Origin of the sequence: Streptomyces sp. BV286 (genome assembly GCF_019090165.1) — a bacterium.
In the GTDB taxonomy this organism is placed as follows: Bacteria; Actinomycetota; Actinomycetes; order Streptomycetales; family Streptomycetaceae; genus Streptomyces.
In genome coordinates, this window is sequence record NZ_JAHRIB010000089.1 from 1 (window position 1) to 25,430 (window position 25,430).

At 71.0% G+C, this 25,430-nt stretch carries 23 protein-coding genes, 1 tRNA gene and 1 pseudogene; 20 read left to right on the plus strand and 5 right to left on the minus strand.

Annotated elements, in window-relative coordinates; translation table 11 throughout:
* Positions 1 to 835: pseudogene (locus tag KUF83_RS12220) on the minus strand (hypothetical protein); the annotation flags it as partial.
* 110 nt (positions 836 to 945) lie between these two features.
* Here KUF83_RS12220 and KUF83_RS12225 point away from each other — a divergent pair.
* Positions 946 to 1,407: an SRPBCC family protein gene (locus KUF83_RS12225; RefSeq protein WP_217454690.1), complete on the plus strand. Its 462-nt coding sequence runs from the start codon at positions 946 to 948 to the stop codon at positions 1,405 to 1,407.
* Positions 1,408 to 1,456: 49 nt separating this feature from the next.
* Positions 1,457 to 1,528 (plus strand) — tRNA-Val (locus KUF83_RS12230).
* Positions 1,529 to 1,604: 76 nt separating this feature from the next.
* Here KUF83_RS12230 and KUF83_RS12235 read toward each other — a convergent pair.
* Complete coding sequence (locus KUF83_RS12235; protein WP_217454691.1) at positions 1,605 to 2,330, minus strand: 3'-5' exonuclease; 726 nt, start codon at positions 2,328 to 2,330, stop codon at positions 1,605 to 1,607.
* A 168-nt stretch (positions 2,331 to 2,498) separates the two neighbouring features.
* Here KUF83_RS12235 and KUF83_RS12240 point away from each other — a divergent pair, with 168 nt between their 5' ends.
* From KUF83_RS12240 to thrS, 3 genes are all read left to right on the plus strand, one after another.
* A complete protein-coding gene (locus KUF83_RS12240) occupies positions 2,499 to 3,065 on the plus strand; it encodes a DUF4365 domain-containing protein (protein ID WP_217454670.1) in 567 nt (188 codons plus the stop codon).
* Positions 3,062 to 4,294, plus strand: a complete 1,233-nt coding sequence (locus tag KUF83_RS12245) for a hypothetical protein (RefSeq protein WP_217454671.1) — start codon at positions 3,062 to 3,064, stop codon at positions 4,292 to 4,294. The genes KUF83_RS12240 and KUF83_RS12245 overlap by 4 nt, the downstream gene beginning before the upstream one ends.
* A gap of 134 nt (positions 4,295 to 4,428) precedes the next feature.
* Positions 4,429 to 6,405: a threonine--tRNA ligase gene (gene thrS, locus KUF83_RS12250; protein ID WP_217454672.1), complete on the plus strand. Its 1,977-nt coding sequence runs from the start codon at positions 4,429 to 4,431 to the stop codon at positions 6,403 to 6,405.
* Between the two features lie 28 nt (positions 6,406 to 6,433).
* On the opposite strand, the gene KUF83_RS12255 is transcribed toward thrS, so the two are convergent.
* Entirely contained in the window at positions 6,434 to 7,090 is a 657-nt protein-coding gene (locus KUF83_RS12255) for a potassium channel family protein (RefSeq protein ID WP_217454673.1), read from the minus strand.
* Positions 7,091 to 7,157: 67 nt separating this feature from the next.
* Between KUF83_RS12255 and KUF83_RS12260 the strand changes: the two genes are divergently transcribed.
* Positions 7,158 to 7,718, plus strand: coding sequence for an HIT domain-containing protein (locus KUF83_RS12260; protein ID WP_217454674.1), 561 nt, complete (start codon positions 7,158 to 7,160; stop codon positions 7,716 to 7,718).
* Positions 7,719 to 7,780: 62 nt separating this feature from the next.
* Here the strand turns inward: KUF83_RS12260 and KUF83_RS12265 are convergent, their stop codons facing one another.
* Together KUF83_RS12265 and KUF83_RS12270 are read right to left on the minus strand one after the other, a co-directional pair.
* On the minus strand, positions 7,781 to 9,454 hold the full coding sequence (locus KUF83_RS12265; protein ID WP_217454675.1) for a hypothetical protein: 1,674 nt from the start codon (positions 9,452 to 9,454) through the stop codon (positions 7,781 to 7,783).
* Positions 9,455 to 9,610: 156 nt separating this feature from the next.
* Entirely contained in the window at positions 9,611 to 11,809 is a 2,199-nt protein-coding gene (locus KUF83_RS12270; RefSeq protein ID WP_217454676.1) for an elongation factor G-like protein EF-G2, read from the minus strand.
* A gap of 214 nt (positions 11,810 to 12,023) precedes the next feature.
* Between KUF83_RS12270 and pgsA the strand changes: the two genes are divergently transcribed.
* The 14 genes from pgsA to KUF83_RS12340 all read left to right on the plus strand — a co-directional run bounded on the left by pgsA (position 12,024) and on the right by KUF83_RS12340 (position 25,062).
* Entirely contained in the window at positions 12,024 to 12,779 is a 756-nt protein-coding gene (gene pgsA / locus KUF83_RS12275; RefSeq protein ID WP_217454692.1) for a phosphatidylinositol phosphate synthase, read from the plus strand.
* Positions 12,776 to 13,768: a phosphatidylinositol mannoside acyltransferase gene (locus tag KUF83_RS12280; protein WP_217454677.1), complete on the plus strand. Its 993-nt coding sequence runs from the start codon at positions 12,776 to 12,778 to the stop codon at positions 13,766 to 13,768. The genes pgsA and KUF83_RS12280 overlap by 4 nt, the downstream gene beginning before the upstream one ends.
* A complete protein-coding gene (locus tag KUF83_RS12285) occupies positions 13,765 to 14,937 on the plus strand; it encodes a glycosyltransferase family 4 protein (protein WP_217454678.1) in 1,173 nt (390 codons plus the stop codon). Before KUF83_RS12280 ends, KUF83_RS12285 begins: the two co-directional genes overlap by 4 nt.
* Positions 14,938 to 15,200: 263 nt before the next feature.
* Positions 15,201 to 15,746 carry a hypothetical protein gene (locus KUF83_RS12290; RefSeq protein WP_217454679.1) on the plus strand — a complete coding sequence of 182 codons (546 nt, stop codon included), beginning with the start codon at positions 15,201 to 15,203 and terminating at the stop codon, positions 15,744 to 15,746.
* 165 nt (positions 15,747 to 15,911) lie between these two features.
* Positions 15,912 to 16,835, plus strand: coding sequence for a pyridoxal 5'-phosphate synthase lyase subunit PdxS (gene pdxS / locus KUF83_RS12295; RefSeq protein WP_217454680.1), 924 nt, complete (start codon positions 15,912 to 15,914; stop codon positions 16,833 to 16,835).
* A 45-nt stretch (positions 16,836 to 16,880) separates the two neighbouring features.
* Complete coding sequence (gene pdxT, locus KUF83_RS12300; protein ID WP_217454681.1) at positions 16,881 to 17,489, plus strand: pyridoxal 5'-phosphate synthase glutaminase subunit PdxT; 609 nt, start codon at positions 16,881 to 16,883, stop codon at positions 17,487 to 17,489.
* 48 nt (positions 17,490 to 17,537) lie between these two features.
* Positions 17,538 to 18,290 carry a YebC/PmpR family DNA-binding transcriptional regulator gene (locus tag KUF83_RS12305; protein WP_217454682.1) on the plus strand — a complete coding sequence of 251 codons (753 nt, stop codon included), beginning with the start codon at positions 17,538 to 17,540 and terminating at the stop codon, positions 18,288 to 18,290.
* A 189-nt stretch (positions 18,291 to 18,479) separates the two neighbouring features.
* Complete coding sequence (gene ruvC, locus KUF83_RS12310) at positions 18,480 to 19,025, plus strand: crossover junction endodeoxyribonuclease RuvC (RefSeq protein ID WP_217454683.1); 546 nt, start codon at positions 18,480 to 18,482, stop codon at positions 19,023 to 19,025.
* Positions 19,022 to 19,630: a Holliday junction branch migration protein RuvA gene (gene ruvA, locus KUF83_RS12315; protein ID WP_217454684.1), complete on the plus strand. Its 609-nt coding sequence runs from the start codon at positions 19,022 to 19,024 to the stop codon at positions 19,628 to 19,630. Before ruvC ends, ruvA begins: the two co-directional genes overlap by 4 nt.
* 127 nt (positions 19,631 to 19,757) lie before the next feature.
* Entirely contained in the window at positions 19,758 to 20,828 is a 1,071-nt protein-coding gene (gene ruvB, locus KUF83_RS12320; RefSeq protein ID WP_217454685.1) for a Holliday junction branch migration DNA helicase RuvB, read from the plus strand.
* A 164-nt stretch (positions 20,829 to 20,992) separates the two neighbouring features.
* Positions 20,993 to 21,478, plus strand: coding sequence for a preprotein translocase subunit YajC (yajC, locus tag KUF83_RS12325; RefSeq protein WP_217454686.1), 486 nt, complete (start codon positions 20,993 to 20,995; stop codon positions 21,476 to 21,478).
* A 140-nt stretch (positions 21,479 to 21,618) separates the two neighbouring features.
* Positions 21,619 to 23,394 carry a protein translocase subunit SecD gene (secD, locus tag KUF83_RS12330; protein ID WP_217454687.1) on the plus strand — a complete coding sequence of 592 codons (1,776 nt, stop codon included), beginning with the start codon at positions 21,619 to 21,621 and terminating at the stop codon, positions 23,392 to 23,394.
* A gap of 1 nt (position 23,395) precedes the next feature.
* On the plus strand, positions 23,396 to 24,526 hold the full coding sequence (gene secF, locus KUF83_RS12335) for a protein translocase subunit SecF (RefSeq protein ID WP_217454688.1): 1,131 nt from the start codon (positions 23,396 to 23,398) through the stop codon (positions 24,524 to 24,526).
* Positions 24,523 to 25,062 carry an adenine phosphoribosyltransferase gene (locus KUF83_RS12340; protein ID WP_217454689.1) on the plus strand — a complete coding sequence of 180 codons (540 nt, stop codon included), beginning with the start codon at positions 24,523 to 24,525 and terminating at the stop codon, positions 25,060 to 25,062. The genes secF and KUF83_RS12340 overlap by 4 nt, the downstream gene beginning before the upstream one ends.
* The last annotated feature ends 368 nt before the right edge of the window (positions 25,063 to 25,430 follow it).

Genomic DNA, 25,430 nt, shown 5'->3' on the forward strand with positions numbered 1-25,430 from the left:
GGGCGATCGCCGCGGCGAGGGCGAGGAGGGCCGCCGCGCGGGCGGCGGCGCCCGGACCGGTGGCCTCCCACGACAGCCATCCGGCCGCCAGGACGCCCCAGGCGGCGGTCCCGTACGCGCCGACTCCCGCGACGGCGCGTACCGCCCGTCCTGACACCCGGAGCGCCACGACGGTGTCGAACGCGGCGGTCACCAGCAGCGCCGCCGTGATCGTGTGGTCGCCGCCGCCAACCGCCACCACCCCGAGCAGCAGGGGCAGTTGAGCTGCGGCCACGGCCGCCGGCAGCGGCAGCCGCAGGGCGCCCAGACGCAGGCCGTACGCCGTCCACAGCGCGGCCAGGAGCGCCGACGCCGTGGCCGCCCAGCCGGTGCCGTCCACCTCGGGGAAGCCGACCTCGTGCAGGGCGTAGGCGTCGAGCACCGACAGCGCCAGGCCGAGGCCCGCCACCGACTCGGCCGTCGAGCGGAGCCCGCGCCTCAGGAGAAGCACCGGCGCACCGAGCGCGGCCAGGGTGACCGCGCCGAGGACCACGGACCGCCCTGCGATGCCCAGGTGCCCCCAGCTCACCAGCGTGAACGCGATCGCCGCGACGGTCAACAGGATGCCGCCGAGCACGAGCAGCACGTTCTGTACGCCGTGCGCCGAGGCCTCGGGCCGTTCGGGACGGGACGCGGGAGCGCGGGCGGGCCAGACGGCCGGAGCCGGCGCGGCCGACCGCAGCACGCCGAGCAGCCAGGTCCGGCGGGCCAGCAACTGGGCCCTGCGCGCGTCCAGTTGCCGCAGCTCGTGGTCGAGGATGCGCAGCTCCTCGGCCGGGGGCGGAATGTTCGTCATGTCACGGAGTGTGGTTCAGCTCACGCCGCGGGGCATGAGCGTACGTACTCAGGACGTACTCAGATCCCCGCGGCCGCGCCGCGGGCGGGCAGACTCGGATCATGAAGCGCATGGACTGGACGCACTACCGCTTCCGCAGCCTGTGGAACCTCGCCGCCCCGCTCACCGACGTCTACGACGCACTGGCCGACGCCGAACGCTACCCGCGGTGGTGGCCGCAGGTCCGCGAGGTCACGCCCGTGGACGAGCTCAGCGGTGTCGTCCGCATCCGCTCGGTGCTGCCGTACGACCTGGTGTTCACCGCGCGGGAAACGCGCCGGGACCGGGCGGCCGGGGTGCTGGAGATCACGATGACGGGCGACGTGGACGGCTGGGCGCGGTGGACCCTCGCCACCGACGGGCCGGGCACCCGCGCCCGCTACGACCAGGAGGTCCGGGTGACCAAGCCGCTGCTGCGGCGGCTCGCCGTGCCGGGACGACCCGCCTTCCGTGCCAACCACGCGCTGATGATGAGGGCGGGCCGACGCGGGCTGGCCGCGTACCTTCACGGCGGCACTCCCGGACAAACGTGAAGCGGTTTGAAGGAAACGCACGGAGACCTGTATTGTTCGGTGCGTTCCCGGGCGATTAGCTCAGTGGGAGAGCGCTTCGTTCACACCGAAGAGGTCACTGGTTCGAACCCAGTATCGCCCACCGGGAAAGGCCGGTCCGTCACAGACGGACCGGCTTTTTGCATGGCCGCGTTCTGCGCGCCGCGCGTCGCGCCCGCTCAGGCCGCTGCCGGGAGTTCGGGCCGCAGGGGCCAGGCCGGATCGACCGACTCCTCCGTACCGCTGCGGGCGAACCACGCCTGGAGGCCGCGGGCCTGCGCGGCGTGCCAGACGGCCTGCAGCATGTGCAGTTCGGCCGGTGACAGCCGCTCCAGACGGATCGCGAAACGGCGCCCGACCGCCCGTACGACCTCCAGCGAGGCCAGCGCGTCCGCCGCCGCGTCATGGGCGCCCTGCAGCTCCACGCCGTAGTGCGCGCACAGGTCCGTCAGGGTGCGGCGGCCCTTGCGGTAGCGGTCCAGGTGCTTGTCGAGGACCCGCGGATCGAGCACGCGCAACGGCACGGTCTCGAACCAGTGGTCCAGCGAGGACGCCCGGTGCCTGCGCAACTCCCGGTCCAGGAGCGTCAGGTCGAAGGGCGCGTTCATCACCACGAGCGGACGTCCCGCCGCGCTCTGCTCGGCCAGTTCCCTGACTATCTCGTCCATCACCGGCGACGGCCAGCGGCCGTTGCGTCGCAGGTGCTCATCCGTCAGCCCGTGTATCGCCGTGGCGCCCTCGGGCACCGGAACCCCCGGATTGACCAGCCAGCGGCGCACCCGCGGGCGGCTGCCGGGAGCGTCCTGGACGACGACGGCGGCCGACACGATCCGGTCGGTTTCCACATCGACACCCGTCGTCTCGGTGTCGAACGCGGTCAGGGGGCCCTCGTACCAGCACGTCATACGCATACAACTCCTCGATCACCCGCGGCAGTTGACGCGCCGTCCCCTGCCCTTTTTGTGATACCCGGGCTGTTTGCGCCGTACGCCGGAAGGAGACAACAGAGGTACGGGTCTTTGCAGTTCAGCGGCCCGTCGCGGGGATTCACCAGATTCGGAAGGCTGTTGGACATGGCGCTCGCGCAGCCCGAGCAGGGCGGGCTGCTGCCCCGGCGGACGGCACCGCATCGCGGCTCACTGGCCACCACTGCATGCATGGAGACACTCCAGGTCGGCTATCTGCACGCCGTGGCGGCCGCGGCGGGCTGCTCCCTGTCCCAGCCCTTTCCGGACAACGGCATCGACTGGCACGTCAGCCACAGCGCCCCCGGGCACACGGTCGACGACGAAGTCACCATCAAGGTGCAGCTCAAGTGCACGTACCAGATCCCGCCGAACCCGCCGGGTTCCGCCTTCTCCTTCACGCTCGACAACGCCCACCTGGAGAAGCTGGCCCGGACCCCGGTCTCGGTGCACAAAATCCTGGTCGTGATGCTCGTGCCCAGGTCACAGGACGACTGGCTGCGCGCCGGCCACGACCGCCTCGACCTGCGGCACTGCTGCTACTGGATCAACCTCGCCGGACACCGGATCACCGGCCGGCGCAGGACCACCGTGCGGATACCGACCTCGCGGGTCTTCGACGACCGGGCGCTCTGCGAGATCATGACGCGGGTCGGTACGGGAGGCAGACCGTGACGCACCGCCCCATCGACGAGCCACTACGCCCCGTCAGGCCCCACCCCGCCGAGACGCCGGACCCGTGGGACCGGCCGCCCCGGCCCGACCAGGTCGACCCCGCCGTGCTCGGTGCGCTGCTGCACCGGCACGGCTGGCAGCGCCGCGGCGGGGCCCCGGGACGGTACGGCCGCTGGACCCCACCCGGGCCCGGCGGTTCCGGCACCAGCCTGCTGGTACCGGAGAGCCGGGCCTTCCCCGACAGTGAGGAACTCCTGGGCGAGGCCCTCGTCGCGCTGTCCCGCAGCGGTTCGCCCTCCGCCCGTGACGTCCTGGTGCAACTCGCCGTGCCCAGCGACGAGATCCGCTGGTGGCGCGACGTGCCCACGGGTCCCGTCGGTGTCTCGCCGTGGACCGTGGAGGAGCAACTGCGCACGGCGGCCCGGCAGACGCTCCTCGCGGGAGCCCTCGCCGCGCGGGCGCGGGCCGGGTACTACGGCGCCCGCCATCGCAGACCCGCCGCCGCATCCCTGGAGAACGTGCTGGTCGGGGCCGCGACCGGTGGCCGTCAGCTCACCGCCTTCGTACCGGTCGCCACCGGCCGGCCGCTCGCCGTCCGGCTCCACCAGGCGCTGTACGCGGCCCGCGAGGCCGTCGACTACCAGCGGGCCACCGGCGGCATGGACGCCTTCGACGGTGCCGTCGGGGCCGGGGTGAGCCATGAGCTCACCGAGGCACTGGTGGCGCTGGTGCGGGGCACGGAGGGAGCCAGGATCGCCGTCAGGTGGGCGCCCGCCGCCGGCGTGCCCGAGGGATGCGCCGCACCCGCCGAGCCCGTCGAGTTCTCGCCCGGCGACCTGCCCGCACTCCGCGAGGCCGGGGCCCGCTACCTGCGCGAGGAACCGTCCGTGCCCGTGCGGATCACCGGAGCCGTGGTGCGGATGCGCAGGTCCGGGCCGCGCGGTGACGGGAGCGTACGGCTGCGGGTGATCGCCGGGGTCGAGGTCCCGTACGTACGGATGAGCCTCGACGAGGAGGCGTACCGGATCGCGGGGCACGCCCATCTGGTCGGGCTGCCGGTGCGGGTGCACGGGCGGCTGGAGAGCCGCGGGGGATTCCGGCGGCTGACGGGGGCGTCCGGCGTGGTACCCGTGCAGGTCGACGAGGCGGAGCGGGACCGGCTGATGAAGTCGCTGCAGGCGACCGCCGATATCGCGGCCTTCTTCGAGGAGGCGTGCGGCGGGGACTGAAGGGGCCGCGCGCGGGTGCGCGACGGGTGAGAGACAACTGTTTCGCGAGGGGTGCCCCGGGCTCGGTACGATCGCCCCAGTACTACGCGTGCGAGAAGACGACTGCGCGCGTCCCCTTCAGGCAGGAGAGTCCGGTGTCAGACGTCCGTGTGATCATCCAACGCGATTCCGAGCGGGAAGAGCGCGTGGTGACGACGGGCACTACGGCGGCCGAGCTCTTCGCCGGTGAGCGCACCATCGTCGCGGCCCGCGTCGGCGGCGAGCTCAAGGACCTCGCGTACGAGGTGCGGGACGGCGAGACCGTCGAGAGCGTGGAGATCTCCTCCGAGGACGGTCTCAACATCCTGCGGCACTCCACCGCGCACGTCATGGCGCAGGCCGTGCAGGAGCTGTTCCCCGAGGCCAAGCTGGGCATCGGCCCGCCGGTCAAGGACGGCTTCTACTACGACTTCGACGTCGAGAGGCCGTTCACTCCCGAGGACCTCAAGGCCGTCGAGAAGAAGATGCAGGAGATCCAGAAGCGCGGCCAGCGCTTCTCGCGCCGTGTCGTCACGGACGAGGCCGCGCGTGAGGAGCTCGCCGGCGAGCCCTACAAGCTGGAGCTCATCGGCATCAAGGGCTCGGCCTCCACGGACGACGGCGCGGACGTCGAGGTGGGCGGCGGCGAGCTGACCATCTACGACAACCTCGACGCGAAGACCGGCGACCTGTGCTGGAAGGACCTCTGCCGCGGTCCCCACCTGCCCACCACCCGGAACATCCCGGCGTTCAAGCTCATGCGCAACGCCGCCGCGTACTGGCGGGGCAGCGAGAAGAACCCGATGCTCCAGCGCATCTACGGCACCGCCTGGCCGACCAAGGACGAGCTGAAGGCGCACCTGGAGTTCCTCGCCGAGGCCGAGAAGCGCGACCACCGCAAGCTGGGCTCCGAGCTCGACCTGTTCTCGATCCCCGAGCAGATCGGCTCCGGCCTCGCCGTCTTCCACCCCAAGGGCGGCATCATCCGCCGGGTCATGGAGGACTACTCGCGCCGCCGCCACGAGGAGGAGGGCTACGAGTTCGTCTACACCCCGCACGCGACGAAGGGGAAGCTCTTCGAGACCTCGGGCCACCTGGACTGGTACGCCGACGGCATGTACCCGCCCATGCAGCTCGACGAGGGCGTGGACTACTACCTCAAGCCCATGAACTGCCCGATGCACAACCTGATCTTCGACGCGCGCGGCCGCTCCTACCGTGAACTGCCGCTGCGCCTGTTCGAGTTCGGGACCGTGTACCGCTACGAGAAGTCGGGCGTGGTGCACGGCCTGACCCGCGCGCGCGGCTTCACCCAGGACGACGCGCACATCTACTGCACCCGCGAGCAGATGGCGGAGGAGCTCGACAAGACGCTCACCTTCGTCCTCGGTCTGCTGCGCGACTACGGCCTCACCGACTTCTACCTGGAGCTGTCCACCAAGGACCCGGAGAAGTTCGTGGGCTCCGACGAGGTCTGGGAGGAGGCGACCGAGACCCTGCGCCAGGTGGCCGAGAAGCAGGGGCTCCCTCTCGTGCCCGACCCGGGCGGCGCCGCCTTCTACGGCCCGAAGATCTCCGTCCAGACCAAGGACGCCATCGGCCGCACCTGGCAGATGTCGACGATCCAGCTCGACTTCAACCTGCCGGAGCGCTTCGAGCTGGAGTACACCTCGCCCGACGGCTCCAAGCAGCGCCCGGTCATGATCCACCGTGCGCTGTTCGGGTCCATCGAGCGGTTCTTCGCGGTGCTGCTGGAGCACTACGCGGGCGCGTTCCCGGCGTGGCTGGCGCCCGTCCAGGCGGTCGGCATCCCGATCGGTGACGCGCACATCGACCACCTGCACAAGTTCGCCGCCGAGGCGAAGAAGCAGGGGCTGCGGGTCGAGGTCGACTCGTCCTCCGACCGTATGCAGAAGAAGATCCGCAACGCACAGAAGCAGAAGGTGCCCTTCATGGTCATCGCGGGCGACGAGGACATGGCCAACGGCGCCGTCTCCTTCCGCTACCGCGACGGCTCCCAGGAGAACGGCATCCCGCTCGACGAGGCCATCGCGAAGATCGCGAAGGTCGTCGAGGAGCGGGTACAGGTCTGACCCGTCCGCGCGCCGGCCCCCGGGGAGCTCAGCTTCCCGGGGGCCTCTCGTCCTCCTCACTGGAGAAGACCTGGAGCAGCCAGGACGAGAACGACCCCGTCACGGCGCCGAGCAGGGCGAGCCCGCAGGCCATCAGCCCCACCGCGATCACCCGCCCCGCCGCCGTCACGGGAGCCACGTCGCCGTACCCCACCGTCGCGAGCGTCGCGCAGGTCCACCACACCGCGTCACCGAACGTACGGATCGTCGCGTCCGCCGCCGCGTGCTCCTGCTGGTACACGGCGAGCGCGCCCGCGAAGCCGAGCAGGGACACCGACAGGCCCGCGTACGTGATCACGCGCGCGTGCAGGGCGAGCCTCGGCCGGCCCCGTCGGTGCTGGACGGACTCGTAGACCCTGACCACGCGCAGGGGACGCAGCAGGGGCAGGGCCAGGACGACCGTGTCCAGCCAGTGCGTCCGTACGAAGCGGGGGCCCTGGCCGCTCAGCCGCCAGCGCACGGCGTAGTCGACGGCGAACGCCGCCCAGGCCGCCAAGGTCACCGCGAGACAGATGTTCCGCCACGGCTCGGGCAGACCGTGACCGAGGACCCGGATCGCGTACGAGGTGAGGAAGAGTGCCGAGGCGGCGGCGAGCGGCGCCTCGGTGCGGTATTCCCAGCGGGCCGTGCGGCTGTCGTCGTCCATCGCCTCAGCTTGGCCGGGGGCCCTTTCGCGCGGCACCCGGCGACACGCCGCGAACGGGCGAAGCAATATGCTGCACCCCATGACGAGTGAGCCGGAGCAGCAGATCGGAGTCGGCACCCAGGACGCGTTCCAGCGCCTGTGGACGCCCCACCGGATGGCCTACATCCAGGGCGAGAACAAGCCGACCGGCCCCGGGGCCGACGACGGCTGTCCCTTCTGCTCGATCCCGGCGAAATCCGACGAGGACGGGCTGGTCATCAAGCGCGGCGAGCAGGTCTACGCGGTGCTCAACCTCTACCCGTACAACGGCGGACACCTGATGGTCGTGCCCTACCGGCACGTCGCGGACTACACCGACCTGACCGTCCCGGAGACCGCCGAGCTCGGTGAGCTGACCCAGCAGGCGATGACCGCGCTGCGGACCGCCTCCGGCGCGCACGGCTTCAACATCGGCATGAACCAGGGCTCGGTCGCCGGGGCCGGCATCGCCGCGCACCTGCACCAGCACGTCGTGCCCCGCTGGGGCGGCGACACGAACTTCATGCCGGTGGTCGGGCACACACGGGTGCTGCCCCAACTCCTCGCGGACACGCGGAAGATGCTCGCGGAGGCCTGGCCCTCGGCCTGAGCCCCGCCGGACGGGAGGACCGCCGGAGGGGCTGAGCCGGCGCGGCAGCTCGCCGTGCGGGCCTATGCGTCGTAGAGGTCGGCCTTCCTCGGGGAGGCGTCCTGGACCGCCGTGCTGAGGAACGACGAGCGGTTGCCGAACTTCTCGGTGTTCACGCCGTTGTCGTTCAGGACGCGGATCGCGGCCGTGTGCACCACCCGCAGTACGGGGGTCGCGGCGCGCAGGGCGTCGTCGGCCATGAAGCGGTGACGCCACGGCTTGGCCGCCCACGCGTGGCGCAGACCGAAGGGCTCGGGAAGGGCCAGGCTGCCGCCGAGCCAGTCGAGGATCGGCGGATACCAGGTGAAGGGCGCGCGCACCGCGAGCCGCACCACCTCGTCCGCGTCGACCAGCGGCAGCTTCTGCGTCCGGGTCTCCCAGAACCTGACGGTCTTGGCGACCTGCTTCACCTTGGCGTCGGGCCCGCTCGTGAAGAGGGAGTGCACGGGCCCCAGCGCATGGCCGGTGACCTCGATGCGCAGTGTCTCGTGCAGCACGGTCACGGTGATCAGCATGGTGATGATCAACTGGCCGTCCCAGAGGGTCCACTGGACCCCCAGGTAGTGGCGGTCACCGCTGCCGAACTGCTGTTTGTTGCAGATCTCCTGGATGGCGTGCGACTTGACCTGGTACGCGTCCACGTCGGTGCCGCCCGGGCGGGACACCGCCTTGGCGTTCTCCCCGATCGGTGTGACCACCCAGTGCTTTATCGAGGGCGCAGGGAAGCCGCCGGTGTTCAGCGGACCGCGCTCCAGCATGCGCAGCTGGTCGTGGATCGACCGGATGACGTCCCAGCTGCGGAACGGATGGATCTCCTTGCCGGAGTCGGCCGGGACCAGGTCCTCGGCCAGCTGCCAGCTGCCCCAGCGCGTGCCCATGCCCAGTATTCCCTTGGGGCCCGCGTAGAAGACCGAGTTCGACTGCTGCTCGGCGCCGAGCCGTGCCAGGCCCTGGCGCAGCCGCTCGGCCGCCGTCTCACCGGGGCTGCCGGGCACCGCCTCGGGAATCTTGGCACCGATGCCGCCACCGGCCAGCAGACTGCTCCAGCGGTCCCGCAGGTCGTGAGCCGTGCGCTCGCAGATCTGCTTCGCCCAGAGCCAGCCGATGACGGGCGCGACGATCGCCGCTCGCGCGTACCAGGCCCAGAAACCCGAGAACGGCATCTTGAACAGGAAGAGCACCGCAAGGGCGCCCACCCCGACCAGGACGGTGGTGGCGAGCGCGCCGGCCCGCTTGTCCTCCGCCCTGGCGACCGATCGGCGGATCTGGAAGACCAGCAGCCAGATGAGCAGACCGGGCAGGAAGATCAGGCCGGTCAGCACCGTCACGGCCGTGAGCCAGCTGTCCCGCTCCTTGCGGATGCGGTTCGCCGCCAGGCAGTGCTCGACGACCACCTGCGGTTCCGTGCCGAACGACTGGATGAGCGGACTGCGGCCGCCCCCCAGCATCCGCAGCTGCACGGCGCGCGCGAACGCCTCGCCCAGGTTGGGCTTGAAGATCGTCGCCCATTTGCGGCCCGGTTTGATCGTCGACTCGTGCCACTCGCTGTTGGCATCGAGGATCTTCTCGACGGGACTGTCCCGGTACGCCGCGGAGGCCAGGGCGAACGTCGCCGCTGTCTGTCCCGCGGAACCCGAGAGCGGGACCTGTGCCCCGGGCCTGAAATCGAATCCCTCGTCCGCCACTGCCGCCCCCATCGCCGCCGTGCTCCGCTCCTGCGGCTTTCCCGACTTCGGTGCTCCGCACACCTGTTGATCAGGTCATCGTCTTGATCAGGTTCTCAGAGTATCGGCAGCGGCCGACCCGCGTCGGCGGACGGCCACAGCCGTCCGCCGACCGGGACGGAAGAGCAACTAGGGATTGCCCTGGGCTTGTTCACGGATCCTGTCGGTCAACTGCGGTGGCATCGGCTCGTGCCGGGCGTAGGCGCGGTCGAACCGTGCGGTGCCGTGCGAGAGGGAGCGCAGATCGACCGCGTACCGCCCGATCTCGATCTCGGGCACCTCGGCCCGTACGAGGGTGCGGCCGCCGGCGGACTGCTCGGTGCCGACGACCCGTCCGCGCCGGCCCGACAGGTCGCTCATCACGGCGCCCACGTACTCGTCGCCCACCAGGACCGTCACCTCGGCGACCGGCTCCAGCAGATGGATCTTCGCGTCGGCCGCGGCCTCCCGCAGGGCGAGCGCGCCGGCGGTCTGGAATGCCGCGTCCGACGAGTCCACGGAGTGCGCCTTGCCGTCGCGCAGCGTGATCCGCACGTCGATGAGCGGATAGCCGGCGGCCACACCTCTGGCGGCCTGGGCGCGCACTCCCTTCTCCACGGACGGGATGAACTGCCGGGGCACGGCCCCGCCGATCACCTTGTCGACGAACTCGATGCCCGAGCCGCCGGGCAGCGGCTCCACCTCGATCTCGCAGATCGCGTACTGCCCGTGCCCGCCGGACTGCTTCACGTGCCGGCCGCGCCCGGCCGACCTGGCGGCGAACGTCTCCCGCAGGGACACCTTGTGCGGGACGACGTCGACCTGGACGCCGTACCGGCTGCGCAGCCGTTCCAGGGCGACGTCCGCATGGGCCTCGCCCAGGCACCACAGGACGACCTGGTGGGTGCTCTGGTTCTGTTCCAGGCGCATCGTCGGGTCCTCGGCGACCAGGCGGCTCAGGCCCTGCGAGAGTTTGTCCTCGTCTGCCTTGCTGTGCGCCTGGATGGCGAGCGGCAGGAGAGGGTCGGGCATCTCCCACGGTTGCATGAGGAGCGGGTCGTCCTTGGCCGAGAGCGTGTCACCGGTCTCGGCGCGGCTCAGCTTGGCCACACAGGCCAGGTCGCCCGCGATGGCGTGCGTGAGGCTGCGCTGCTGTTTGCCGAACGGGGCCGACAGGGCACCGATGCGCTCGTCGACATCGTGATCCTCGTGCCCGCGGTCGGCGAGCCCGTGCCCGGAGACGTGCACCGTCTCGTCGGGACGCAGCGTCCCGGAGAACACCCGGACCATCGAGACCCGCCCGACGTACGGGTCGGAGGCGGTCTTCACCACCTCGGCGACCAGCGGCCCGTCCGGATCGCAGGCCGTGACCTGGCGCGCCCGGCCGTCCGGGGTGGTGACCACCGGGGCCTCGCGCTCCAGCGGGGTGGGGAATCCGCCCGTGACCAGTTCGAGGAGCTCCACCGTGCCCAGCCCCTGGCGGGCGCCCGGAGCCGCGGGCGCGGCGGCGAGCACCGGGTGGAAGACACCGCGTGCCACGGCCCGCTCCAGGTCCTGCACGAGTGTCCCGAGATCGATCTCCTCGCCGCCGAGATAGCGGTCCATGAGGGTCTCGTCCTCGCTCTCCGAGATGATGCCCTCGATCAGCCGGTTGCGGGCCGTCTCGATGAGCGGCAACTCCTCGGGGCCCGGCTCGGACTCCTTGCGCTCACCGGAGGAGTAGTCGAACAGCCGCTGCGAGAGCAGTCCGATCAGCCCTGTGACCGGCGCGTGCCCGTCCGGCCCCGGGGGGCCGTGCAGCGGCAGGTACAGCGGCAGTACGGCATCGGGGTCGTCGGCCCCGAAGGCCTGCGCGCAGATCCGTGTCATCTCCTCGAAGTCGGCCCGGGCCGACTCCAGGTGCGTCACCACGATGGCCCGCGGCATGCCGACCGCCGCGCACTCCTCCCACACCACGCGTGTCGAGCCGTCCACCCCGTCCGAGGCCGAGACGACGAAGAGGGCCGCGTCCGCCGCTCGCAGACCGGCCCTCAACTCGCCGACGAAATCGGCGTATCCGGGAGTGTCCAGGACATTGATCTTGTACCCGTCCCAGTCGAGGGGTACCAGGGAGAGCTGCACCGAACGCTGCTGCCGGTGCTCGATCTCGTCGTAGTCGGACACGGTGCCGCCGTCCTCCACACGGCCCGCCCTGTTCACCGCTCCCGCCGTCAGCGCGAGAGCCTCCACCAAAGTCGTCTTGCCCGATCCGCTGTGGCCGACCAGCACCACATTCCGTACGGACGCGGGGTGGTCGGCCGCCGTAGCCCTGCCGGCGGCTCCGGGATGTGCGTTCGCCTTGTCGCCCATGGACTTGCCTCCCGTGCACGGTGAGGTCACTGTGGGCGCGGGCGGGCGGATCCGCGTATGGCGGCTCCGATGACGCCCGCGGTGTCTTCGAGCTTTGCACTCGTGTCACGGTGCGTCCATACAACGGACGCGATCGTGCCGTCCCCCGGATGTCACCAGGACGTGACACGGGGCGCGGGTGCCCGACCGTCGCACACGCGCACGCGTGACTACGATGGGCCAGCCGGTGGCCAGCAGGGGCCGCGCGGCCACACCGACCCTCGGGAAGGCCATGCTGAACAAGTACGCGCGTGCATTCTTCACGCGTGTCCTCACACCGTTCGCCGCGTTTCTCATCCGCCGGGGGGTGAGCCCCGACACGGTCACCATCCTGGGCACGGCCGGAGTGATCGCGGGAGCACTGGTCTTCTTCCCCCGGGGCGAGCTCTTCTGGGGCACGATCGTCATCACGCTCTTCGTGTTCTCGGACATGGTCGACGGCAACATGGCGCGCCAGCTGGGCCGCTCCAGCCGCTGGGGCGCCTTCCTGGACTCGACGCTCGACCGGGTCGCCGACAGTGCGATCTTCGGCGGGTTCGCCCTCTGGTACGCGGGCGGCGGCGACAACACCGTCCTGTGCGCCGTCTCGATCTTCTGCCTGGCCAGCGGTCAGGTGGTGTCGTACACCAAGGCCCGGGGCGAGTCGATCGGGCTGCCCGTCGCCGTCAACGGCCTCGTCGAGCGCGCCGAACGCCTGGTGATCTCGCTGGTCGCGGCCGGTCTGGCGGGCTTCCACAAGACGTTCGGTGTGCCCGGCATCGACATCCTGCTGCCGATCGCGTTGTGGATCGTCGCCGTCGGCAGTGTCGTCACGCTGATCCAGCGCGTCGTCACCGTGCGCAGGGAGGCCGCCGAGGCCGACGCGGCCGCCGACACCACGGTCGCCGCCCCGCCGGAGGGCACCCCGCGGTCCAGCGAGGCCACCTCGTGAGCGGTCTGCGGGACCAGTTGTCCTACGCGGCGTACGCCGCGGGCTGGGGGGCGGTCAAGAAGCTCCCCGAGCCCGTGGCCGTGCGCCTCGGCCGGACCATCGCCGACATCGCCTGGAAGCGGCGCGGCAAGGGCGTACGACGTCTCGAATCCAACTACGCGCGCGTGCTGCCGGGCGCGTCCCCCGAGCGGCTCGCGGAGCTCTCCCGCGCGGGCATGCGCTCGTACCTGCGCTACTGGATGGAATCCTTCCGGCTGCCGTCCTGGAGCAAGGAACGCATCAGGGGCGGGTTCGAGCCGAAGGGCCTGCACCATCTGACCGAAGGGCTCGCCGCCGGCAAGGGCGTCATCATCGCGCTGCCGCATCTGGGCAACTGGGACCTCGCGGGCGCCTGGGTCACCACCCGGCTGGAGACGCCGTTCACGACGGTCGCCGAGCGCCTCAAGCCGGAGAAGCTGTACGACCGGTTCGTGGCGTACCGCGAAGGCCTCGGCATGGAGGTGCTGCCGCACAGCGGCGGTACCGCCTTCGGCACGCTGGCCCGGCGGCTGCGCGACGGCGGCCTGGTCTGCCTGGTCGCCGAGCGCGACCTGTCCGCCTCCGGGGTCGAGGTCACCTTCTTCGGGGACGCGACCCGGATGCCCGCCGGTCCCGCGCTGCTCGCCCAGCAGACCGGCGCGCTGCTGCTGCCGGTGACGCTCTGGTACGACGACTCGCCCGTGATGCGCGGCCGTGTCCATCCGCCCGTCGACGTCCCCGAGTCAGGTACCCGGGCCGAGAAGACGTCTGTCATGACGCAGGCGCTGGCCGATGCCTTCGCCTCGGGTATCGCCGACCATCCGGAGGACTGGCACATGCTGCAACGCCTGTGGCTCGCCGACCTGGAGCCCCGCTCCGGGCCGGCCGAAGGGACGTCCGCCGCCGAGGCGGCCGACGGGAAACCCCTGTCCGCAGCGGACGACGGGCAGCGCCCAGGGGAGCGCCCGTGAGGATCGGCATCGTCTGCCCGTACTCGTGGGACGTTCCCGGGGGAGTCCAGTTCCACATCCGGGACCTGGCGGACCACCTCATCGCCCTCGGGCACCACGTGTCCGTCCTCGCGCCCGCCGACGACGAGACCCCGCTCCCGCCGTACGTCGTCTCGGCGGGCCGTGCCGTGCCGGTGCCGTACAACGGGTCGGTCGCGCGCCTCAACTTCGGTTTCCTGTCGGCCGCTCGGGTGCGGCGCTGGCTGCACGACGGCACGTTCGACGTCATCCACATCCACGAGCCGGCCTCGCCCTCCCTCGGCCTGCTGGCCTGCTGGGCCGCGCAGGGGCCGATCGTCGCCACCTTCCACACGTCGAACCCGCGGTCCCGGGCGATGATCGCCGCGTACCCGATCCTGCAGCCCGCCCTGGAGAAGATCAGGGCGCGGATCGCGGTGAGCGAGTACGCGCGGCGCACGCTCGTCGAGCATTTGGGCGGTGACGCCGTGGTCATCCCGAACGGCGTCGACGTGGACTTCTTCGCGAAGGCCGAGCCCAGGGCCGAGTGGCAGGGCGACACGATCGGGTTCGTCGGCCGGATCGACGAGCCCCGCAAGGGCCTGCCGGTCCTCATGAAGGCCCTGCCGAAGATCCTCGCCGAGCGGCCGGCGACCCGGCTGCTGGTCGCCGGGCGCGGGGACGAGGAGGAGGCCGTCGAGAAGCTCCCCGCGGAACTGCGCTCGCGCGTGGAGTTCCTCGGCATGGTGAGCGACGAGGACAAGGCCCGTTTCCTGCGGAGCGTCGACGTGTACGTCGCACCGAACACCGGCGGCGAGAGCTTCGGGATCATCCTGGTCGAGGCCATGTCGGCGGGCGCTCCCGTGCTCGCCTCCGACCTGGACGCGTTCGCCCAGGTCCTCGACCAGGGCGCGGCGGGCGAGCTGTTCGCCAACGAGGACGCGGACGCGCTGGCCGTCGCGGCGCTACGGCTCCTCGGCGATCCCGGGCGGCGCGCGGAACTGCGCGAGCGGGGCAGCGCGCATGTCCGGCGCTTCGACTGGTCGACGGTCGGGGCCGACATCCTGTCCGTGTACGAGACGGTCACCGACGGCGCCGCGGCGGTCGCCGCCGCGGACGACCCGGCGGAACCGGGCGGCCTGCTGGCCCGCTTCGGACTGGCCCGGGACTGACGGGCGGGAGGCTGCAGCTCGCTCCCGGGCCCCCGCATCGCGCTGAACGCGCTCGTCCTCACAGGCCGGACGGGCTGAAAAGCAAGGCGAAGCCGACTTTTCAGGGGCGCGGGGAACTGCGCGACCAGCCCTCGCCGGGCCCGCACCCGGAACCCTGCCGCCCCTGGTGACCGCCGCGGCCTCCCGGGCGGCGCCGCAGGCGCGTCGTATCGGGGGCGACGCCACGTCGGACGGCGCCGGCCACACGGGTAGCCTGTGCGCCCGTGACCTCCACACTGATCTGGATCGTGGTCGCCCTGGTGGCGATCGGCCTCTACCTGAGCTGGACGGCGGGCCGTCTCGACCGGCTGCACTCGCGGATCGACGCCGCACGTGCCGCGCTCGACGCACAGCTGCTGCGGCGTGCCTCGGTGGCGCAGGAGCTGGCCACCTCCGGAGTGCTCGATCCTGCCGCCTCGATCGTGCTCTACGAGGCGGCGCACGCGGCCCGGCAGGCCGAGGAGGACCACCGAGAGGTTGCCGAGAGCGACCTCAGCCAGGCCCTGCGGGCCGTCTTCGGAGAGACCGAGCAGGTCGAGGCGGTCCAGGCGGCCCCGGGCGGCGAGGACGCGGCGCGCGAACTCGCCCAGGCGGTCCGCCGGGTACCGATGGCCAGGCGCTTCCACAACGACGCCGTACGGGCGGCCCGCGCGCTGCGCCGCCACCGCACGGTGCGCTGGTTCCGGCTGGCCGGACACGCGCCCTTCCCGCTGGCCTTCGAAATGGACGACGAGGCTCCGGTCGCCCTCGCGGACCGTCCGGGAACGTAGGCCACGCGCGCGCGTGGACCCCGGTCAAGGCCACTGACCACGGCAAACGCGTCCAGGGGACCGGAAAATGAGCCACCGCCTCCCCATTGGCCCTTGCTGTGGCCTGGTCCGTGGGCGTTTCCTCGGTGTTTGCAGAAACCCTCTTTCACCGAGCGAGGTCAACCCGTGTCCAGCACCCTCTCCCACCCCGCCCAGCCCACCGACACCCCGGCCACCGGCACCGCGCGCGTGAAGCGCGGCATGGCCGAGCAGCTCAAGGGCGGCGTGATCATGGACGTCGTCACGCCGGAGCAGGCGAAGATCGCCGAGGACGCGGGCGCCGTGGCCGTGATGGCCCTGGAGCGGGTCCCGGCCGACATCCGCAAGGACGGCGGCGTGGCGCGCATGTCCGACCCGGACATGATCGAGGGCATCATCGAGGCCGTCTCGATCCCGGTGATGGCCAAGTCGCGCATCGGCCACTTCGTGGAGGCCCAGGTCCTGCAGTCCCTCGGCGTCGACTACATCGACGAGTCCGAGGTGCTGACCCCCGCCGACGAGGTCAACCACTCGGACAAGTTCGCCTTCACGACCCCCTTCGTCTGTGGCGCCACCAACCTGGGCGAGGCCTTGCGCCGCATCGCGGAGGGCGCGGCCATGATCCGCTCCAAGGGCGAGGCCGGCACCGGCAACGTCGTCGAGGCCGTCCGCCACCTGCGCCAGATCAAGAACGAGATCGCCCGGCTGCGCGGCTACGACAACAACGAGCTGTACGCCGCCGCCAAGGAGCTGCGCGCCCCCTACGAGCTGGTCAAGGAGGTCTCCGAGCTGGGCAAGCTCCCGGTGGTCCTCTTCTCCGCCGGTGGCGTGGCCACCCCCGCCGACGCCGCCCTGATGCGCCAGCTCGGCGCCGAGGGCGTCTTCGTCGGCTCCGGCATCTTCAAGTCCGGTGACCCCGCCAAGCGCGCCGCCGCCATCGTGAAGGCCACCACCTTCTACGACGACCCGAAGATCATCGCGGACGCCTCCCGGAACCTGGGCGAGGCCATGGTCGGCATCAACTGCGACACCCTCCCCGAGGCGGAGCGCTACGCGAACCGCGGCTGGTAAACACCCTCTTCAGGGCATCACGTACACGAGGCAGGCACAACGCAGATGAGCAACACCCCCGTCATAGGCGTCCTGGCCCTCCAGGGGGACGTACGGGAGCACCTCATCGCCCTGGCCGCGGCGGACGCCGTGGCCAGGCCGGTGCGGCGCCCCGAGGAACTCGCCGAGGTGGACGGACTGGTCGTCCCCGGCGGCGAGTCCACCACCATCTCCAAACTGGCCGTCCTCTTCGGCCTGATGGAGCCCCTTCGCGCGCGCGTGCGCAGCGGCATGCCCGTCTACGGCAGCTGCGCGGGCATGATCATGCTCGCCGACAAGATCCTCGACCCGCGCTCGGGACAGGAGACCATCGGCGGCATCGACATGATCGTGCGCCGCAACGCCTTCGGACGGCAGAACGAATCCTTCGAGGCGGCGGTCGACGTGAAGGGCGTCGGGGGAGATGCTGTGGAGGGCCTCTTCATCAGGGCCCCCTGGGTCGAGTCGGTGGGCGCCGGGGCCGAGGTGCTGGCGGAGCACGACGGCCACATCGTCGCCGTCCGCCAGGGCAACGCGCTCGCCACGTCGTTCCACCCGGAACTGACCGGCGACCACCGCGTGCACTCCCTGTTCGTCGACATGGTGCGCGCGAACCGGGCGGCGGAGTCCTTGTAGGATCTCTGGCGTTCGTATCTGGATGGGTTACGCGAAGGAGACAGGCAGATGTCCGGCCACTCTAAATGGGCTACGACGAAGCACAAGAAGGCCGTGATCGACGCCAAGCGCGGCAAGCTCTTCGCGAAGATGATCAAGAACATCGAGGTCGCGGCCCGCACGGGCGGCGCCGACGTGTCCGGCAACCCGACGCTGTTCGACGCCATCCAGAAGGCCAAGAAGAGCTCGGTCCCGAACAAGAACATCGACTCCGCGGTCAAGCGCGGTGCCGGCCTCGAAGCCGGTGGCGCCGACTACGAGACGATCATGTACGAGGGCTACGGCCCGAACGGTGTCGCGGTGCTCATCGAGTGCCTGACGGACAACCGCAACCGTGCCGCCTCCGACGTCCGCGTCGCGATGACCCGCAACGGCGGCTCGATGGCCGACCCGGGCTCCGTCTCGTACCTGTTCCACCGCAAGGGCGTCGTCATCGTCCCCAAGGGCGAGCTGTCCGAGGACGACGTGCTCGGCGCCGTGCTCGACGCGGGCGCCGAGGAGGTCAACGACCTCGGTGAGTCCTTCGAGGTCATCTCCGAGGCCACCGACCTGGTCGCGGTGCGCACCGCGCTCCAGGACGCCGGCATCGACTACGACTCGGCCGACGCCAACTTCGTCCCGACCATGCAGGTCGAACTGGACGAGGAGGGCGCCAGGAAGATCTTCAAGCTCATCGACGCCCTCGAGGACAGCGACGACGTGCAGAACGTCTTCGCCAACTTCGACGTGAGCGACGAGGTCATGGAGAAGGTCGACGCGTAACGCCATCGCGAGCGCCACGGCATCGGCGCCACGGGCTCAACGGGCCGACGGGACACACTCCGTCGGCCCGTCGCTCTGCGGGCCGGGGCGTCGCCGACGGGGTTGTCGGTGCCACCCGATAGCCTGCACGAGCTGGGGGCATCTCCCGGCGGTGGCCGGGAAACGAAGGACGTCGAAGGAGGGGGCCGCATGCGGGTACTGGGCGTCGACCCCGGGCTGACCCGGTGCGGAGTCGGAGTCGTCGAGGGCGTGGCGGGCCGACCGCTCACCATGCTCGGTGTCGGCGTCGTACGCACGCCCGCGGACGCGGAGTTGGGGCAGCGGCTCGTCGCCATCGAGCAGGGCATCGAGCGGTGGCTGGACGAGCACCAGCCCGAATTCGTCGCCGTGGAGCGCGTGTTCAGCCAGCACAACGTCCGTACGGTGATGGGCACGGCCCAGGCCAGTGCGGTCGCCATGCTCTGTGCCGCCCGGCGCGGCCTCCCCGTCGCCCTGCACACCCCCAGCGAGGTCAAGGCCGCCGTCACCGGCAGCGGCCGTGCCGACAAGGCTCAGGTCGGCGCCATGGTCACCCGGCTGCTCCGGCTCGACGCGCCCCCCAAGCCCGCCGACGCGGCCGACGCCCTCGCTCTCGCCATCTGCCACATCTGGCGCGCCCCGGCCGTGAACCGCCTCCAGCAGGCACAGGCCGCCCACCGCCAGGCCCAGGTCTCCAGCCGGAAGGTCACCCGATGATCGCCTTCGTCAGCGGCCCGGTCGCCGCCCTCGCCCCCGACTCGGCGGTGGTCGAGGTGGGCGGCATCGGCATCGCCGTCCAGTGCACGCCCAACACGCTCTCCGGGCTGCGCATGGGCAAGGAGGCCAGGCTCGCCACCTCCCTGGTCGTCCGGGAGGACTCGCTGACCCTGTACGGCTTCGCGGACGACGACGAGCGCCAGACCTTCGAACTGCTGCAGACGGCGACCGGCGTGGGCCCGCGCCTGGCCCAGGCCATGCTCGCCGTGCACAGCCCCGACGCCCTGCGCCGCGCGGTGTCCACGGGGGACGAGAAGGCCCTCACCGCCGTCCCCGGCATCGGCAAGAAGGGCGCCCAGAAGCTCCTCCTGGAGTTCAAGGACCGCCTCGGCGAGCCCCTCGGCACCGGCGGCCCGGCCATCGGCAGGGCCGTCGCCACGGGCTGGCGCGAGCAGTTGCATGCTGCGCTGATCGGGCTGGGGTATGCGACGCGGGAGGCCGACGAGGCGGTCTCCGCGGTGGCGCCGCAGGCGGAGGCCACCGAGGCCCCGCAGGTCGGTCAGTTGCTGAAGGCCGCGCTGCAGAGCCTCAACCGGGCGCGCTGAACCCGCTGGAGACCGCCGTGCAGCCGCGGGCCCGTCGTGGCTGGTCGCGCCGCTCCCCGCGCCCCTACGGGACACGCCCCGCCCACGCTCGTACGACCCGGACCCACTACACCGCGAGGCACACCGAATGAACTGGGACGACACGACCGACGACGCCACCGCCGAGCGGCTCGTCGGCGCGTCCGCCGACCATGAGGAGCAGGCCGTCGAGGCCGCCCTGCGCCCCAAGGACCTCGACGAGTTCATCGGCCAGGAAAAGGTCCGGGAACAGCTCGACCTCGTCCTGCGTGCCGCCCGCGCGCGGGGCGCCACCGCCGACCACGTGCTGCTCTCCGGAGCCCCCGGCCTGGGCAAGACCACCCTCTCGATGATCATCGCCGCCGAGATGGAAGCCCCGATCCGCATCACCAGCGGCCCCGCCATCCAGCACGCGGGCGACCTCGCGGCGATCCTCTCCTCCCTCCAGGAGGGCGAGGTCCTCTTCCTCGACGAGATCCACCGCATGTCGCGGCCCGCCGAGGAGATGCTGTACATGGCGATGGAGGACTTCCGCGTCGACGTCATCGTCGGCAAGGGGCCCGGCGCCACCGCCATCCCGCTCGAACTGCCGCCCTTCACGCTCGTCGGCGCCACCACCCGCGCGGGCCTGCTGCCGCCACCGCTGCGCGACCGCTTCGGTTTCACCGCCCACATGGAGTTCTACGAGCCGGCCGAGCTGGAGCGCGTCATCCACCGCTCCGCGCACCTGCTCGACGTGGAGATCGGCGCGGAGGGCGCCGCCGAGATCGCCGGCCGCTCCCGGGGCACGCCCCGTATCGCCAACCGCCTGCTGCGCCGGGTCCGCGACTACGCCCAGGTGAAGGCCGACGGCGTCATCACCCGGGACATCGCCGAGGCCGCCCTCGCCGTGTACGAGGTGGACAGCCGCGGCCTCGACCGCCTCGACCGAGGCGTCCTCGAAGCCCTTCTGAAGCTCTTCGGCGGCGGCCCCGTCGGTCTCTCCACGCTCGCCGTGGCCGTCGGGGAGGAGCGGGAGACCGTCGAGGAGGTCGCCGAGCCCTTCCTCGTCCGCGAGGGACTGCTGGCCCGTACGCCCCGCGGACGCGTGGCGACACCGGCGGCATGGGCGCATCTCGGCCTCACGCCACCCCGGTCGTCAACCGGTGGAATCGGACAAGGGGACCTGTTCGGGGCGTGACGGCGAGGGGGCTCGCGCGGTCAGGAACCACGGTGCGATGCTGAGCGTTGTTCCTTGACGGCGGACTCGCTTAGACTCCGCCGATGCCGCCCTTGTCGACGGCGCACATACCCCCATCCATCAGGCCGCTCACCATCGCGGTCGAATGAAGGAAGTTCCGTCCCGTGAGTCTCGTGACCCTCCTCCCGTTCATCGTGCTCATCGGGGCCATGTTCCTGATGACCCGGTCGGCCAAGAAGAAGCAGAATGCGGCTGCGCAGATGCGCAACGACATGCAGCCCGGCTCCGGCGTCCGCACGATCGGTGGCATGTACGCAACGGTGAAGGAGGTCAACGAGGACACGGTCCTCCTTGACGCAGGCCCGGGCGTCGACCTGCTCTTCGCGAAGAACGCGATCGGCGCGGTCCTGAGCGACGACGAGTACAACCGTCTCGTTCACGGCATCGAGCACGACCTGAAGGACGACGGGTCGGTCGTTCCGGACGACGCCTCCTCCCTCACCGGGACCGACGAGCCCGCCGACGCTTCCGACGACAAGCCCATCGACCTCGGCAAGAAGGACACGGACGACGAGTCCGACGTCGCGGAGCCGAAGAAGGCCGACGGCGCAGACCTGAAGAAGTCCGACGGCGAGTCCGACGCGAAGTAGTCACGACCGGGGACCGCGGAGTGCGCCGCTCGCGCGCCGCGGTCCCGGGTCGTAGGGCTTCGCGCGGATCCTCGACACCATTTCATGCCCGTCCGCGAAGGTACTGAGAGACCGGGCGGACGAAGAGGGAGAACGAGAAGGTGGCAGCACCTAAGAAGGGCCGAAAGCAGGGCGCCCAGGGCAGGCCGGGGCGCACTTTGGTCCTGATCCTGATCGCCATCGTGGCGCTCACCGGTGGAATGTTCGCCTCCGGGCACACGAAGCCGCGCCTCGGCATCGACCTCGCCGGCGGTACGAGCATCACGCTCGAGGCGAAGGAAGAGCCCGGTCAGAAGGGCGCGATCAACAAGACCAACATGGACACCGCGGTCGACATCATGAACCGCCGTGTCAACGGTCTGGGTGTCTCCGAGGCGGAGGTCCAGACCCAGGGCGATCGCAACATCATCGTCAACATTCCCAAGGGCACGAACTCCAAGCAGGCCCGGGAACAGGTCGGCACCACCGCCAAGCTCTACTTCCGTCCCGTCCTGACCACCGAGGTCTCCGGCGGGGACCCCGCCGCCAGCCCTTCGCCGAGCGCCTCCGGCAGCCCTTCCGGCAGCCCCTCCGCGGGCTCGGACAAGGACGGCGACAAGGCGAGCGACAAGGCCACCTCGTCCTCGTCGCCCTCCGCCTCCTCCTCGTCCACCTCACAGGGCCGGGCGGTCACCGACGCGCTGAAGGCCGACCCCACTCCCTCGGGCAGCGGTTCCGCCGCCGCCTCCAGCCCGCCCGCCTCGCCGCCCGCGGACGCCGACCCGGCGACCGCCAAGCTCCAGGCGCAGTACGCCGCGCTGGACTGCACCAAGAGGACGGTCCGCGCGAAGGCCGGCGACGGCGTCAAGGCCGAGGAGCCGACCGTGGCCTGCGGTCAGAACTCCCAGGGTCAGTGGCAGAAGTACATCCTCGGCCCGGCCGAGGTCGAGGGCACCGACGTCGACGAGGCCGCGGCCCTGTTCGACTCGCAGGGTGGCGCGGGCTGGAAGGTCACCATGGACTTCACGTCCAAGGGAGCCGACAAGTTCGCGAGCATCACCGGCAAGCTGGCGAAGAACCAGTCCCCGCAGAACCAGTTCGCCATCGTCCTCGACGGTGAGGTCGTCTCCGACCCGTACGTCAGCCAGGCGCTGACCGGCGGCAACGCGGAGATCTCCGGCAGCTTCAACCAGCAGGAGGCCGAGGACCTGGCCAACATGCTGTCGTACGGCGCGCTGCCGCTCACCTTCCAGGAGGCGAGCGTCACCACCGTGGACGCCGCGCTCGGCGGCGAGCAGCTGGAGGCCGGTCTGATTGCCGGTGCCATCGGTCTGGCCCTGGTCATCATCTACCTGGTGGTCTACTACCGGGGTCTGTCGCTGGTGGCCATCGCCTCACTGCTGGTGTCCGCGGCCATGACCTACGTGATCATGTCGCTGCTCGGCCCGACCATCGGCTTCGCACTGAACCTCCCGGCGGTCTGCGGCGCCATCGTGGCCATCGGCATCACGGCGGACTCGTTCATCGTGTTCTTCGAACGTATCCGTGACGAGATCCGCGAAGGCCGCTCGCTGCGGCCCGCGGTCGAGCGGGGCTGGCCGCGCGCCCGGCGCACCATCCTCGTCTCGGACTTCGTGTCGTTCCTCGCCGCCGCGGTGCTCTTCGTCGTCACGGTCGGCAAGGTGCAGGGCTTCGCCTTCACGCTGGGTCTGACCACCCTGCTCGACGTGGTCGTCGTCTTCTTCTTCACCAAGCCGCTGATGACGATTCTCTCCCGCAAGAAGTTCTTCGCGGAGGGCCACAGCTGGTCCGGCCTCGACCCGAAGCGACTGGGCGTCCAGCCGCCGCTGCGCCGCACCCGTCGCGTGTCCGCCCCCGTCGACACGAAGGAGGCGTGAGATGTCGAAACTCGGCACCCTCGGCGCCCGGCTCCACCGAGGCGAGATCGGCTACGACTTCGTCGGCAAGCGCATGATCTGGTACGGCGTCTCGATCCTGATCACCATCACGGCCATCGTCGGCCTGGCGGTGCGCGGCCTGAACATGGGCATCGAGTTCCAGGGCGGAGCCGTCTTCACCACCGAGCGGATCAGCGTCTCGGCGAGCCAGGCCGAGAAGTACGCGGAAGACGCCGCCGGCCACGACGCGATCGTGCAGAAGCTCGGCACGGGCGGTCTGCGCATCCAGATCGCCAGCATCGACACCGCCAAGTCGGACCAGATCAAGGAAGTACTCGCCAAAGATCTGAACGTCAACGCGGAGAAGATCAGCGCCGACCTGGTCGGCCCCAGCTGGGGGGACCAGGTCGCCGCTAAGGCCTGGCAGGGCCTGGCGATCTTCATGGTCCTCGTGGTGATCTATCTGGCGATCGCCTTCGAGTGGCGCATGGCCGTGGCCGCGCTGGTGGCGCTCATCCACGACATCACCATCACGGTCGGCATCTACGCCCTGGTCGGCTTCGAAGTGACACCGGGCACCGTGATCGGTCTGCTCACGATCCTCGGTTACTCGCTGTACGACACAGTGGTCGTCTTCGACAGCCTCAAGGAACAGACGAAGGACATCACCAAACAGACCCGCTGGACCTACAGCGAGATCGCCGACCGCTCGATCAACGGCACCCTGGTGCGGTCGATCAACACCACGGTCGTCGCACTCCTCCCGGTGGCAGGCCTGCTCTTCATCGGCGGCGGTGTCCTCGGCGCGGGCATGCTCAACGACATCTCGCTGTCGCTGTTCGTCGGCCTCGCGGCCGGTGCGTACTCCTCGATCTTCATCGCCACGCCGCTCGTCGCCGACCTCAAGGAGCGCGAGCCGCAGATAAAGGCACTCAGGAAGCGCGTACTGGCCAAGCGGTCCGCTGCCGCGGCGAAGGGCGAGTCCCTGGAGGCCCCGGTCGCCGCCCAGGTGTACGACGACGAGGAGCCGGAGGAGGACGCGACCCCCGCGGTCGTCGGACCCCGCGGACAGCGCGCTCAGCCGTCGTCCCGGGGCAGGGGCCGTGGCCGCCCCTCGGGCAAGCGCCGATGACCGGCATCCAGGAGCTGCTGCTCAGCCGCATCCGTGACGTACCCGACCACCCGGAGCCGGGCGTGATGTTCAAGGACATCACGCCGCTCCTGGCGGACCCGGCGGCGTTCACGGCGCTCACCGACGCGCTGGCCGAGCTCAGTGTCCGCAGCGGCGCCACGAAGATCGTCGGCCTGGAGGCCCGCGGCTTCATCCTGGGCGCGCCCGTCGCGGTCCGCGCGGGCCTCGGCTTCATCCCCGTACGCAAGGCGGGCAAGCTCCCCGGAGCGACCCTCGGCCAGTCGTACGACCTGGAGTACGGCTCCGCCGAGATCGAGGTGCACGCCGAGGACCTGAGCGCGAGTGATCGCGTCATGGTCATCGACGACGTCCTCGCCACCGGTGGCACCGCGGAGGCGTCGCTCCGGCTGATCCGCCGGGCGGGCGCCGAGGTCGCGGGTGTCGCCGTTCTCATGGAGCTCGGGTTCCTGGGCGGCCGTGCCCGTCTGGAGACGGCGCTGGACGGCGCTCCCCTGGAGGCGCTGCTCACGATCTGAGCGACCCGCGGACCCGGACGGCACCTGGTCCGGCACCGCTCAGAACCCGTACGACACCGCGTAGGCGGGCCCCGGAGGAATCCGGGGCCCGCCTCTCGCGTTTCTCCCGTGGAAGGCCGTCCCACCGGCCGAAGGCGAGTCCGGAGCCCAGGATCGCTACCATGGGGTTTCCGGAGCCTGACCGGGGACCCGGATCGCGCACGAGGAGTCCTCTTGCCAGACGAGGCCCAGCCACTCGCCCCCAGGGCTGAACGCATGGGGGTACCCCCAGCCGCCAAGCCCGACCCGTCCGCGGCGCCCGCGGCCACGCCCGCGCCGCCCGCGAAGAACGGGTCGGGCGATGCCAGGGCGGCCGAGCAGTCGCGCCC

What these genes read in the sequence shown, in the direction of transcription:
- KUF83_RS12225 (WP_217454690.1), top strand. Translation starts at nt 946, where the DNA reads ATGGACTGGACGCACTACCGCTTCCGCAGCCTGTGGAACCTCGCCGCC.
- KUF83_RS12235 (WP_217454691.1), bottom strand. Translation starts at nt 2,330, where the DNA reads ATGACGTGCTGGTACGAGGGCCCCCTGACCGCGTTCGACACCGAGACG.
- KUF83_RS12240 (WP_217454670.1), top strand. Translation starts at nt 2,499, where the DNA reads ATGGCGCTCGCGCAGCCCGAGCAGGGCGGGCTGCTGCCCCGGCGGACG.
- KUF83_RS12255 (WP_217454673.1), bottom strand. Translation starts at nt 7,090, where the DNA reads ATGGACGACGACAGCCGCACGGCCCGCTGGGAATACCGCACCGAGGCG.
- KUF83_RS12260 (WP_217454674.1), top strand. Translation starts at nt 7,158, where the DNA reads ATGCTGCACCCCATGACGAGTGAGCCGGAGCAGCAGATCGGAGTCGGC.
- KUF83_RS12265 (WP_217454675.1), bottom strand. Translation starts at nt 9,454, where the DNA reads ATGGGGGCGGCAGTGGCGGACGAGGGATTCGATTTCAGGCCCGGGGCA.
- KUF83_RS12270 (WP_217454676.1), bottom strand. Translation starts at nt 11,809, where the DNA reads ATGGGCGACAAGGCGAACGCACATCCCGGAGCCGCCGGCAGGGCTACG.
- pgsA (WP_217454692.1), top strand. Translation starts at nt 12,024, where the DNA reads ATGGGCCAGCCGGTGGCCAGCAGGGGCCGCGCGGCCACACCGACCCTC.
- pdxT (WP_217454681.1), top strand. Translation starts at nt 16,881, where the DNA reads ATGAGCAACACCCCCGTCATAGGCGTCCTGGCCCTCCAGGGGGACGTA.
- KUF83_RS12305 (WP_217454682.1), top strand. Translation starts at nt 17,538, where the DNA reads ATGTCCGGCCACTCTAAATGGGCTACGACGAAGCACAAGAAGGCCGTG.
- ruvC (WP_217454683.1), top strand. Translation starts at nt 18,480, where the DNA reads ATGCGGGTACTGGGCGTCGACCCCGGGCTGACCCGGTGCGGAGTCGGA.
- ruvA (WP_217454684.1), top strand. Translation starts at nt 19,022, where the DNA reads ATGATCGCCTTCGTCAGCGGCCCGGTCGCCGCCCTCGCCCCCGACTCG.
- ruvB (WP_217454685.1), top strand. Translation starts at nt 19,758, where the DNA reads ATGAACTGGGACGACACGACCGACGACGCCACCGCCGAGCGGCTCGTC.
- secF (WP_217454688.1), top strand. Translation starts at nt 23,396, where the DNA reads ATGTCGAAACTCGGCACCCTCGGCGCCCGGCTCCACCGAGGCGAGATC.
- KUF83_RS12340 (WP_217454689.1), top strand. Translation starts at nt 24,523, where the DNA reads ATGACCGGCATCCAGGAGCTGCTGCTCAGCCGCATCCGTGACGTACCC.